Raw genomic sequence first — 11,435 nt, 5'->3', positions numbered from 1 at the left:
CAAGATCGCGACCGGCAAGGAAGACAACAAGTTCGGCGTCTCCTTCTCCGAAGCCGAGCGGCTCTACGCCAACGCCTCCAACGACGCGGGCCTCAACCCCGTCGGCGTCACCTGCCACATCGGCAGCCAGATCACCGACCTGGCCCCCATGGCGGCGGCCTTCACCAAGATGCGCGGCCTCGTCGAGCGCCTGCGCGGCGAGGGACTGTCGGTTCAACGCCTCGATCTCGGCGGCGGCCTGGGCGTGCCCTATTTCAACCAGCCGACGCCGCCCTCGCCGGCCGACTACGCCCGCATGATCGCCAAGACCATGAACGGTCTGGACATCGCCTACGCCTTCGAGCCCGGCCGCATGATCGCGGCCAACGCCGGCGTGCTGCTCGCGCGGGTCCAGCACATCCACGAACGGCCCGGCGGCCGGAAGTTCGTGGTGCTGGACGCGGCCATGAACGATCTGATCCGCCCGGCCATGTACGACGCCTATCACGAGATCGTCCCGCTCAAACCGCGCGCCGGCGAGCCTGTCGTCTATGATGTCGTCGGCCCGATCTGCGAGACCGGCGACACCTTCACCCGCGAACGCCCCCTGCCGCCGCTGGAGGCCGGAGACCTGATCGCCTTCATGAGCGCCGGCGCCTACGGCGCGGTGATGTCGAGCGAGTATAACAGCCGCCTACTGGTTCCGGAGGTCTTGGTGAAGGGCGATGACTATGCGGTCGTCCGGCCGCGTCCGACCTACGAGGACATGCTCGCTAAGGAATCCGCCGCGCCCTGGCACTGACGACATTCGTCTCGCGCAGCTTCAGTCCTAAACCCTTCTTGCACACTAGCCGCCCATACTCGGCAAGAGCAGCGGAGACGACAGGGGTGCAGGGTTTGCAGGGGTTGCAGGGTTTGACCTGGGGCGAGATGCTCGATGACGGGCTGCCCGGTTCGACTCTGGAGGTCAGCAAGCGTAGCTGGCGCAACCGGCTGTTCGGATGTGGCCTAGCGGCCGTCCTGCTTCTGATCGGCTTCGGGGTCTCGGCCGCCTGCGTCTGGATCCTGGTCAATATCGCGCTTGAGGCCTCGTTGTTCTTTGCCCGGGCGCGATATGCGAGCCTGGGCAGGCGCCCACCGGCGGCTGAACGGCTCGCGCCGATCCTGGCCTTCAGCGCCGTGTGGTCGACCATGGCCACCGTTTGCATGTTCTACGGCCAGCCAGCGTTGCAGGTGGCGGGCGTGATGGTCCTGATCGGCCTGTTGATCGCATCGATCAAATACGCGGCCCTCAGTTGGGCGGGGTTCGTGTTCCTGGCGCCCGCGCCCTTCGTGGCCCTGCTGCTCGCCCCGGTCCTGCTCACCAATTTTCGCGGATGGGCGTTGGCTCTGGTCCTCCTGGCTCTGTTCGGCTTGGGCATTGTCATCGTCAATGTCGCGCGCACGATCCGGCGCAACGCCACGGCGCTGGAAACCGCCCGGGCCGAAGCGCTGGACGCCAGCCGCTCAAAGTCGGCCTTTCTGGCGATGATGAGCCACGAATTGCGCACCCCGATGAACGGGGTCCTGGGCATGGCTCACGCCTTGGCGGCCACCAAGCTCACGCCCCAACAGGCCGGCTATCTGGACATGATCGTCCAGTCCGGCGACGGCCTGATGGCTGTGCTGAACGATATCCTCGACCTGTCGAAGATCGAGGCCGGCAAACTGGAACTTGAGACCATAAGCTTCGACGTCGACAAGCTGGGCCGCCAGATGTTCCTGATGTGGAGCGAGACGGCGCGGCTGAAGGGCCTGGAGCTCGTGCTGGAGATCGATCCCGCCACCCCCCCGTGGTTGACCGGCGACCCGATGCGTGTGCGCCAAATCCTGCTGAACCTGATTTCCAACGCCCTGAAGTTCACCGAGCAAGGCGCGGTCACCGTCCACATCGCGCCGCTCGCCCCGCAGGGTGTCGAAATTCTCGTGATCGACACCGGTATCGGCATGCGGCAAGACCAACAGGCCAATCTGTTCCAAGCCTTTTCCCAGGCCGAGGTGTCCACCACCCGCCGCTTTGGCGGCACGGGCCTGGGCCTTTCCATCTGCCGCCGACTGGCTGAAATGATGGACGGCGACATCTCCGTCACCAGCGAGCCTGGCGCCGGCTCGACGTTCCGGGTCGCCTTGCCCTTGCTCGCCGGTCAAGCTCCGCCCGAGACCGAAGCGGAGATTGAAATCGTCAGCCTTGAGGGTCGCGAAATCCTCGTGGTCGATGACAACAAGGTCAATCAGGCGGTCGCCAAGGCGATCCTGGAAGCCGCCGGCGCCGTCGTCACGCTGGCCGACGATGGGGTGGAGGGTCTGCAAAAGCTTCGTACTGGCGACTTCGGCGTGGTGCTGATGGATGTCCACATGCCGCGCATGGACGGGATCGAGGCGCTTGGCCGCATTCGCGCCGGCGAGGCCGGGCGCTTCGACGTCCCGGTGATCGCCCTGACCGCCGACGCCATGTCCGGCGAGGGTGATCGCCTCATCGCGTTGGGCTTCGATGAGGCTCACCCCAAGCCGATCCAGCCGGCGGAGCTCCTCTACGCGGTCGCCGCCTGGTGTCATCACGCCGAGACCCCGGCGCGTCTGTCAGCCTAGTCCAGAGCCCCGATATAGGGCAGGCCGCGCATCGCGCCGGCCGCGTCCATGCCGTAGCCGACCAGGAACCGGGCCGGCGCCTGCCAAGCCACGAAGTCCGGTACGATCGCACGCGGGGTCGGCCAGGGCTTAGAGGCGAACACCGCCGTCAGCACGCGGCCAGCACCGGCGTCGCGAACCAGACGCTGGGCTTCCGAAAGCGACAGGCCGGTGTCGATCACGTCGTCGATGATCAAGGCCGTGCGTCCCGACAGAGGGCGTTGCAGGTCGGCGCGCACTTCGCACCGCCCAAGGCTCGCCCGCTCGTCGCCGTAGGAGGCGAGCCAGAGCGCGTCGAAGCGAACATGGCGGCCGGCCCGCGATAGCGCCCGGGTCAGGTCCGAGGCGAACCAGAGCCCTCCGGTCAACAGGCAGACGGCGACCGTGTCGTCATCGATGCGCGGAGCGATCTCGCGGGCCAGAGCCTCGACGCGCTCGGCGACCTCGGCCTCCGTGAGCAGGACGGCGGGTACGCGGTTCGTGGGGGCCTCAGTCATGGGAGGAAAGGGCGTCGGGCGTGCCCGCCGCCAGCGGCTGGGCCTCGATCGGGGGCGGGGTCGGCGCGCTGGTGGCCGGACGCAGGACCGGTCCGGCCGCTTGGGCGGGCGCGAGATCAGACTGCCGAACCTTCTGGTTCGCCGGCTCATGGGGCGCGAACGCCACTTCCAGCTCCCGGGCGCTGGCCGGTGGATCTAGCAGGGCGATGGCGAAATGGCGGGTCTCGCCAGACGGGATCTTAGCGTCGGCGGGCCGAGCGATCTTAGTGGCCACGGCCTTGCCCTCGGCGTTCAGCAGGCTGATGCGCAGGGCCGGCGAAACCACCGGCTTGTCCTCGATATTGCGGATCATGCCGGAGACGGCGAGCGCGGCGTGCCCATCCTGGAGGGCCGGCTCGAACCGCACGCCCTCAATGACCAGGCCCAGGCTGTTCACCGGCAGGCCGACACTAGCGTAGGCGCTGGCCGTCCGGGGCCACAAGCGCACGACGTCGACCCGGAAAACGACCGCGACCGCGATCAGCACCGCCAGCACGCCAGCCATGCCGGCCCAAATCACACCGGCGGTCGCGGCCTCACGGACCCTGCGATCAGTGTCGGCCCTGGCGCGGAAGACCTTTGGTAGGTCCTCGCCCGGCAGATCCTGGATCGGCCGCTCGTCTGGAAACTCAGCGGCGATCTCGGCCGCAACCGCTTCCTGCGCCTCGGCTTTGTCAAGTTCGGGGGGGGCCAATTCAGGGGTCGCGGTCCATCGCGCACCACAGTTGGCGCACTTCACAGCGCGGCCTTCCGTGGGGATCTTGGAATCATCCACGAAATAGCTGGTGGCGCACTCTGGACAGGTCAGTATCATGACGGCCGAATCGGACGCTCCAGCAACCTCATCCGAGGTCGCCGATTTCGGCCCCCATGTCCAGAAACCCGAACGCCACAGGCGCCTCCGACGCCGATCACGCTGTTGTCCGCTTCGATGATGTTTCGATGCGCTATGGTCGTGCCCCTGAGACTCTGAAGGATCTTACCTTCACTCTCGCGCCTGGGTCTTTCCACTTCGTGACCGGGGCGTCGGGAGCAGGCAAAACCTCGCTGCTGAAACTGCTGTTCCTGGCTGCGAAGCCCTCCAAGGGACTCATGCACCTGTTTGGCCAGGACGTCTCCACCGTCGCGCGGGAGGAGCAACCCTTCCTCCGCCGCAGGATCGGCGTGGTCTATCAGGAGTTCAAGCTGCTGGAGCACATGTCGGTGTTCGACAACACCGCCCTGCCCCTGCGGATCGAGGGGCGCAAACCCGACAGCTATCGCGGCGACGTAGCTGAACTCCTGGCCTGGGTCGGACTGAAACACCGGATGCACGCCATGCCCGCAACCCTGGCCGGTGGCGAAAAGCAGCGTCTGGCCATCGCGCGCGCTGTCGTGAACCGCCCCGAGATATTGCTGGCCGACGAACCCACCGGCAATGTCGATCCGGAGATGGGCCTGCGCATCCTTAAGCTGTTCGTCGAGCTGAACCGGCTAGGCACCACGGTACTGTTCGCCACGCACGACGAAGATCTGGTCGCCCGGTCAGGCATGCCGGTCCTGCACCTGGAGAACGGGCGACTGACGGCGCATGGTGCGCGGCGATGAGCGATTTCGACGTTGGCCGCTGGCGCCCGGCGCCCTTCCTGCCCGAGGCCGATTCCCGCGATGGTTCCCTGACCTTCGTGGTCGCGACCCTGTGCTTCCTGGCCTGTCTCACCCTGCTCGCGGTGCTGGCGACCAACCGCGCCTCGCGCGAATGGACCAGCCAGCTTGACGGTCAGGCGACCATCATCGTCCGCCCAAAGGCCAACGAAACCCCTGACGGCGCCGCCGCCCGCGCGGCCGAGACCCTGGCTGGCGTGCCGGGCGTGGCCGAAGCGCGCGCGTTGGAGAAGGAAAAGGCCGAGGCCTTGATCGCGCCCTGGCTCGGCGACGCCGACCTCTCCGACCTGCCGGTGCCCCGCCTCGTCGCCGTCCAACTCACCAAGGATTCGCCAGCCGACGCGATCGCACTCGACCGAGCGCTGAAAGCCCAGGGCCTGGACGCCGTCGTGGACGACCACTCGGTCTGGATGGCCGACATCCAGCACGCCGCCCAGGTGGCCCGCTGGATCGGCCTGACGGTCTTCGGCCTCATCGCCGCCGCCGCCGCCGCGGTCGTCGCCTTCGCGACCCGCGCAGGCCTCGCCGCCCGGCGCGAGGTCGTCGAGGTCTTGCATCTTTCCGGCGCGGAGGATGGCTTCATCGCCGGCCTGTTCCAGCTGCGGTTTGCGAAGATGGCGGCCATCGCGGGCTTGTTCGGCGCCGGCGCGGCGGCGATCATGGGGGCTATTCTACGCCTGGCGGGGGGAGGCCAAGGTTTGACTCCAGTTCTGCCAATCACCTGGCTCGACCTGCTGGCGGTGCTGCCCGCGCCCCTGGCCGCCGGCGCCGTGGCGGCGTTGGCCGCGCGCCTCACCGCCCAAGCCATGATTAGAGACCTCGCATGAGAGGCCTGATCGCCCTGCTGGTGGTCGTCGCGATCTGGGCCTCAGGCCTGCTCGCCTTCGCCGCCCGCGTCGACCGCTCTACCCCTGCGCCCGAGCCGCAGGCGGCGGACGGTATCGTCGCCCTGACCGGGGCCGGCTCCAACGCCCGCATCGGGGCGGCCATGGAACTGCTGGAGGACGGCAAGGCCCAGCGCATGCTGGTATCCGGCGTCAATCGCGAAGCCTCCCGCGAGGACATCCGCACCGTCAGCCGCGCGGTCCGCCGGCTGTATGACTGCTGCGTGGACCTGGGCTTCGACGCGGCCAACACCGTTGGCAATGCGCGCGAGACCCAGGAATGGGCGCGCGCCATGGGCTTCGACAGCCTTATCGTGGTCACCGCCGACTATCACATGCCGCGCGCGATGCTGGAGCTGCGCGGCGCGATGCCGGATGTCGAGCTGACGCCCTATCCCGTTATCACACCGGTCCTGAAGGCCAATCGCTGGTGGCGCACCAGCGGCGGCGCGCGCCTGATGGTGACGGAGTACAGCAAGTACCTGGCGATCCTGGGCCGCGAAGCCATCCTGAGCCTGGGTCCGCGCGCCGACGCCGAACCGCCGACACCGAAAAAAGGCTGACGTTCTTGATCGCCATCCGCTCCGTCATCTTCGTGGCCCTGTTCTATGTGTGGTCGATCATAGTCGCGGTCGGCCTCTCGCCGTTCCTGCTGGGTCCGAGATCCTGGGCGATGGAGCTGATGCGCGTCTGGGCGCGAGGGATAATCTGGCTGTTGCGCGTGGTCTGCGACATCAAGGTCGAGGTTCGCGGCAAGGAGCACATGCCCAAGGGCGCGGCCCTGGTCGCCCCGAAGCATCATTGCATGCTGGACGTCTTCGCTCAGTTCGCCTGGCTGCCCGACGCCTGCTTCGTGATGAAGAAGGAGCTCACCTGGATTCCGTTCTTCAGCTGGTGGGGGATGCGGGCCAAGATGATCGTCGTGGATCGCGCCGGCCACGCCACGGCGCTGCGCAAACTGATCCGCGATTCAAAGGAACGTTTCGCCGACAACCGGCAACTGCTGATTTTCCCGGAGGGCACCCGCTCCGCGCCAGGCGCGCCGGCCGACTACAAGCCCGGTATCGCCGCCCTCTACCGCGAGATCGATGTCCCGGTGCATCCGGTGGCCACCAACGCCGGCGTCCACTGGCCCAAGCACGGCTTCATGCGCAAGCCGGGGACCATCGTCTTCGAATATCTTGAGCCGATCGCGCCCGGCCTGAAGCGGGCTGAATTCATGCGCCTGCTGCAGGACCGCATCGAAACCGCCTCCAACAAGCTGCTGACGCTGTAGGGCCAAGGCTACTTGGCCACCAACTCCAACGCCTCGACCATGGTCAGAAGCTTCTCCATCGCGTGATCGCGCACGCCCTCCTGTCGCAGATGAAGGATCAGGTCACGCAGATACGCGACATTGGGTCCTGACAACCCGGTGGCTCCGGCGATCAGTTCAGCCTGCCGCTCCAGCGACAAGGCGCCCGCCCATTGGGGGTGATGTACGTCTGAGAGGAAGACCAGGGTCTCGATCCGGCGGCCGTCCGCGAGACGAATAAAAGCGCTCGCCTCCACATAGGTCTCGGTGGGCTGTTCGCGCTCGCGTAGATAGGCGTAGACTTCCGGCCAACGGTCTTCGGAAACGCGATAGGCGGCTCCTCGTACTGAGCCGCCCGGCGCTAAGCCGAGAACCAGTCCCGGCCGCTGATAGGTGCCACGATGATGCACGGAATAGATGCAGAAGGCTCGCCGCCGCCCGTGTAAAGTGGCAGCCTGACGCTCCAGGAATTCAAACCCCGGCCGCCACATCAGCGACCCATAACCGAAAACCCAACGCTCAACAGACATGGCCCGCCGCACCAAAACCGATCCGCCAGCCTCCCCTGTGCCCGATACGGCGAGCCCTCGCAAACGCCGACGGTGGGGTTTGTTCATCCCGTTCATCATCGCCGGGGTGGCGGTGATCGGCTGGACCGGGGTTTGGGTCTATGCGCACGCCGAGGCGGGTCGGCAGATCGACGCCGGGGCCGAACGGCTGCGCAGCGCCGGCTACCAGATCTCCTGGACCCAGCGACGGATCACCGGCTACCCGTTCCGGCTCAACATCACCCTGACCAACCCAACCATCCGCGAGCCCTCGGGCTGGGCGATCGCCGCGCCGCGCCTGGAGACCCAGGCCTATCTGCACGGCCTCGACACCTGGGTGATCGCAGCCCCAGTCGGCCTGACCTTCACCCGGCCGCGCGGCGGGGCGGTAAGCGTCACTGGCGACATCATCCACGCCAGCATTTCCGAGGTGAACACCGCCCTGCCGAACTTCTCGTTCGAGGGGACCAAGCTCACCTTCACCCCCGCCGCCGGCGCCAATCCCTTCGCGTTGAAAACCGCGGAGAAGGTGCAGATGCACCTGCGGCGCGGGCCTGACGACCAGGCCGCTGTGATGCTCAAGGTCAATGACGGCAAGGCCCAGCTTAGCGGCCTGTTCGCCCGGATGGCCGGCGACAAGCCGATCTCGATCGTGCTGGATTCCACGCTCTCCAACATCAGCGCCATGAAGGGTGACAGCTGGCCGCAAATGGTCCGCAACTGGGTCGCGGCCGGCGGACGCATGACCATCCGTGAGGCCGGGGTCACCGCCGGTGACGTGATGGTCGGATCGAACAGCGGCATCCTGAGCGTCGCCCGCGACGGTCGGCTGAGCGGCCGGTTGGACGTCAATCTGCGCGAGGCGCCCAAGGCGATCGGCGCCCTGGTCGATACGGGCGTGATCCGGCAGCAAGCCGCCACGGCCGCCGCCATGGTCGCTGCGGCGCGGCAAGGCTCGGGCGACATCGCCCAAGCCAATATCAACTTCGAGGCGGGCCAGACGACGCTGGGTCCGGTGGCGATCGGACCGGCGCCGGAGGTCTATTAGGGAGCCGCCCGCGCCCGATCGTCATTCACCGCACGGCGGGGCGGCGTAAGCGGTTTCCGATGCAACTTTCTTGCGGCGACGGCGCCTATTGCGCCCCTCGCCGCAATGACCTATGCGCCAAACCTTCGTTTTCGGGGGACAAAATGGCCGAGGCTGATCCCAAGACCGCCGCGCCGAGCCTGGACGCCGTCCGGGCCCGTATCGACGCGATTGACGCTCAGCTTCTGACGCTCGTCGACGAGCGGGCGGGGCTCGCCATCCAGGTCGCCGCGGCCAAGGCCGCCGCCGGCGACGGCGCCAAGTTCGCCCTGCGCCCAGGCCGTGAGGCCCAGGTGGTCCGCGCCCTGCTCGACAAGCCCCGCAACGCCGCCCGCCCCAGCCTGGTCGTGCGGATTTGGCGCGAACTGATCGGCGACAGCCTGTCGCGCCAAGGCGCCTTTCATCTGACCGTGTTCGGCGGTCGCGACTCCGGCCGCGCGGTCGAGGGCGCGCGCCTGCGCTTCGGAGCCGCGCCGACCCTGCGCCAGGTCGCCAAGGCCGAGGACGCCCTGGCGGCGGCCAAGACGCCCGGCGGCGTCGCCATCCTGGCGCTGGCCTCCGACACTCCCTGGTGGGGCCGTCTGCTGGCCGAGCCCAAGCTGAAGGTTTTCGCCGCCCTGCCATGCCTAGCCGCCTGGGGCCCGCTCTCGGCCCTGGCCGTGGCCGACGTCGATGTCGAACCCACCGGATCGGACCTGACCTACTGGGTCACCGACGCCGCCGGCTCGGCCCAGTCCATCGAGGCCGCGCTAGGCCGCGACGGCGTCGCTGGCGACCTGATCGCCGAGGCGGGCGGGTTGAAACTGTTCGCTCTGCTGGGCTTCTACCAGCCGCACGACGAACGTCTGGCCCGCGCGCCTGGCCGGCTCTCCGGCGTCATCGGTGCTGCGCCAGCACAGCTGGACGTGTAAGGACAACCCGTCCTCCCCGTCACCACCGGCCTTCCGACCCCATGTCCGACATCGCTCTCGACCGCGCCGCCGCACCCCGTCCGACGCCCAAGCCGGGCATCATGGACATCGCCCCCTATGTGCCGGGAAAATCCAAGATCGACGGGGTCGAGCATCCGCTGAAGCTGTCGGCCAACGAGAACATCCTGGGCTCCAGTCCAGACGCCCGCGAGGCCTTCTCGACCGCCTTCGACAAGCTGCAGATGTATCCTGACGGCCGCTCCACCGCCCTGCGCGAAGCGCTGGCGGCGAAGTACGGCCTAGAGCCCGAGCGCCTGTTGTTCGGCTGCGGCTCCGACGAGATTTTCCAGCTCCTGAACCAGACCTTCCTCGAGCCCGGCGACAACATCGTCCAGGGCGAGTTCGGCTTCGGCGCCTACGCCATCGGCGCACGCGCCTGCCAGGCGCAGGTCCGGATGGCGCCCGAACCCAATTACCGCGTCGATGTCGATGAGCTGTTGAAGCTGGTCGACGCACGCACCCGAATCGTCTTCGTCGCCAACCCCGCCAACCCGACCGGCACCTGGAATTCCGCCGCGGAGATCCGCCGACTGCACGCGGCCCTTCCCCCCAGCGTCGTACTTTGCCTGGACGGCGCCTATGCCGAATTCTGCCACGACCCGGCCTATGAGGACGGCATGTCGATGGTGCGGGAATTCGAGAATGTCGTCGTCACGCGGACCTTTTCCAAGCTGCACGGACTGGCCGCCCTGCGGGTCGGCTGGGCCTATATGCCGGAAGAGATGGCCGGGGCCATCGACCGCATCCGCCTACCCTTCAACGTCAATATCCCGGCCCAGCTGGCCGCCGTCGCCGCGCTGGCCGACGACGAGTTCCAGGAGCGCTCTCTGGCGCTGGTCGACCAATGGCGGCCGTGGCTCGCCCAGCAGCTCGGCGGGCTCGGGCTCGAGCCGTTGCCTTCAGCGGCCAATTTCGTGCTGGTCGGCTTTCCGATCACGCCCGGCAAGACCGCCAAGGAGGCCGACTCCTTCCTGAGCGCACGCGGCCTGATCGTCCGCAATGTGGCGGGCTACGGCCTGCCCAACCACCTGCGCATCACCATCGGCCTGGAAGAGCACAACCGGGCCGTGGTCGAGGCGCTGCAAGACTTCATGAAGGGCGAACCGGCGTGAGCGTGATCTATCCTCGGATGGCGGTGATCGGCTGCGGGCTGATAGGCTCCTCGGTGATCCGGGCGGCGCGCGAGGCCGGTGTAGTTGGCGTCGTGGCCGTCGCCGACGCCAGCGAGGCGCACCGCAATCGTATCGTCGAGCTCGGCTATGCCGACGAAGTCACCGCCGACATAGGCGAGGCCGTGAAGGACGCTGACCTCGTGGTGCTGGCCGTGCCGGTGCTGGCCATGGGCGAGGCCGCCAAGGCCGCCGCCACGTCGCTAAAGCCAGGCGCCACCGTGACCGACGTCGGCTCGGTGAAGGGCTCGGTCGCAGACGCCCTGGCCGCCGCTCTGCCGGACAGCGTCTTCATCATTCCCGGCCACCCGATCGCCGGCACCGAGCATTCGGGTCCCGACGCGGGCCTAGCCGAACTATTCCAAAACCGCTGGGTGATCCTGACCCCGCAGGCGCGCACCGACGCGCCCTATATCGAGGCGGTCGGCCAGTTGTCGGAATTCTGGCGCGCGCTGGGCGCCAATGTCGACCAGATGGACGACCGTCACCACGACCTGGTGTTGGCCGTCACCAGCCACCTGCCCCACCTGATCGCCTACAACATCGTCGGCACCGCCGCCGACATGGAGGAGGTCACCCAGGCGGAGGTGATGAAGTACTCGGCCGGCGGCTTCCGTGACTTCACCCGCATCGCCGCCTCGGACCCGACCATGTGG

General features: G+C 67.6%; 12 protein-coding genes and 1 pseudogene. 10 read left to right on the top strand and 3 right to left on the bottom strand.

The window, feature by feature from the left end:
- Both Q7T84_RS13495 and Q7T84_RS13490 read left to right on the top strand, forming a co-directional pair.
- Positions 1-781, top strand: a pseudogene (locus tag Q7T84_RS13495) (diaminopimelate decarboxylase); the annotation flags it as partial.
- Between the two features lie 86 nt (positions 782-867).
- Positions 868-2,607, top strand: a complete 1,740-nt coding sequence (locus Q7T84_RS13490; RefSeq protein ID WP_304809746.1) for an ATP-binding protein — start codon at positions 868-870, stop codon at positions 2,605-2,607.
- Here Q7T84_RS13490 and Q7T84_RS13485 read toward each other — a convergent pair.
- Both Q7T84_RS13485 and Q7T84_RS13480 read right to left on the bottom strand, forming a co-directional pair.
- Positions 2,604-3,143 carry a phosphoribosyltransferase gene (locus Q7T84_RS13485; protein WP_304809745.1) on the bottom strand — a complete coding sequence of 180 codons (540 nt, stop codon included), beginning with the start codon at positions 3,141-3,143 and terminating at the stop codon, positions 2,604-2,606. The genes Q7T84_RS13490 and Q7T84_RS13485 overlap by 4 nt on opposite strands.
- Positions 3,136-3,996: a DUF3426 domain-containing protein gene (locus Q7T84_RS13480; RefSeq protein WP_304809744.1), complete on the bottom strand. Its 861-nt coding sequence runs from the start codon at positions 3,994-3,996 to the stop codon at positions 3,136-3,138. Before Q7T84_RS13480 ends, Q7T84_RS13485 begins: the two co-directional genes overlap by 8 nt.
- A 56-nt stretch (positions 3,997-4,052) precedes the next feature.
- On the opposite strand from Q7T84_RS13480, the gene ftsE reads away from it, so the two are divergent.
- Genes ftsE through Q7T84_RS13460 form a run of 4 tightly spaced genes read left to right on the top strand, consistent with a single transcriptional unit; the run spans position 4,053 to position 6,986 of the window.
- Positions 4,053-4,769 carry a cell division ATP-binding protein FtsE gene (gene ftsE / locus Q7T84_RS13475; RefSeq protein ID WP_304809742.1) on the top strand — a complete coding sequence of 239 codons (717 nt, stop codon included), beginning with the start codon at positions 4,053-4,055 and terminating at the stop codon, positions 4,767-4,769.
- Complete coding sequence (locus tag Q7T84_RS13470; RefSeq protein ID WP_304809740.1) at positions 4,766-5,653, top strand: ABC transporter permease; 888 nt, start codon at positions 4,766-4,768, stop codon at positions 5,651-5,653. Before ftsE ends, Q7T84_RS13470 begins: the two co-directional genes overlap by 4 nt.
- Positions 5,650-6,273: a YdcF family protein gene (locus tag Q7T84_RS13465; RefSeq protein WP_304809738.1), complete on the top strand. Its 624-nt coding sequence runs from the start codon at positions 5,650-5,652 to the stop codon at positions 6,271-6,273. The genes Q7T84_RS13470 and Q7T84_RS13465 overlap by 4 nt, the downstream gene beginning before the upstream one ends.
- 5 nt (positions 6,274-6,278) lie before the next feature.
- Complete coding sequence (locus Q7T84_RS13460; protein ID WP_304809736.1) at positions 6,279-6,986, top strand: 1-acyl-sn-glycerol-3-phosphate acyltransferase; 708 nt, start codon at positions 6,279-6,281, stop codon at positions 6,984-6,986.
- An 8-nt stretch (positions 6,987-6,994) separates the two neighbouring features.
- Here the strand turns inward: Q7T84_RS13460 and Q7T84_RS13455 are convergent, their stop codons facing one another.
- Positions 6,995-7,534 (bottom strand): gamma-glutamylcyclotransferase, encoded by a 540-nt coding sequence (locus Q7T84_RS13455; protein ID WP_304809756.1) that lies wholly within the window; start codon positions 7,532-7,534, stop codon positions 6,995-6,997.
- 79 nt (positions 7,535-7,613) lie between these two features.
- Here Q7T84_RS13455 and Q7T84_RS13450 point away from each other — a divergent pair, with 79 nt between their 5' ends.
- The 4 genes from Q7T84_RS13450 to Q7T84_RS13435 all read left to right on the top strand — a co-directional run.
- A complete protein-coding gene (locus tag Q7T84_RS13450; protein ID WP_304809734.1) occupies positions 7,614-8,600 on the top strand; it encodes a DUF2125 domain-containing protein in 987 nt (328 codons plus the stop codon).
- Between the two features lie 143 nt (positions 8,601-8,743).
- Positions 8,744-9,550, top strand: coding sequence for a chorismate mutase (locus tag Q7T84_RS13445; RefSeq protein ID WP_304809732.1), 807 nt, complete (start codon positions 8,744-8,746; stop codon positions 9,548-9,550).
- 41 nt (positions 9,551-9,591) lie between these two features.
- On the top strand, positions 9,592-10,722 hold the full coding sequence (gene hisC, locus Q7T84_RS13440) for a histidinol-phosphate transaminase (RefSeq protein WP_304809730.1): 1,131 nt from the start codon (positions 9,592-9,594) through the stop codon (positions 10,720-10,722).
- Positions 10,719-11,435, top strand: a 717-nt coding sequence (locus Q7T84_RS13435) for a prephenate dehydrogenase/arogenate dehydrogenase family protein (protein ID WP_370653661.1), incomplete at its 3' end; no start/stop codon positions are given. The genes hisC and Q7T84_RS13435, both read left to right, overlap by 4 nt.

The sequence above is a fragment of the Phenylobacterium sp. genome, from assembly GCF_030654915.1.
In the GTDB taxonomy this organism is placed as follows: domain Bacteria; phylum Pseudomonadota; class Alphaproteobacteria; order Caulobacterales; family Caulobacteraceae; genus Phenylobacterium.
This window is presented reverse-complemented; position numbering and strand designations above follow the sequence as displayed.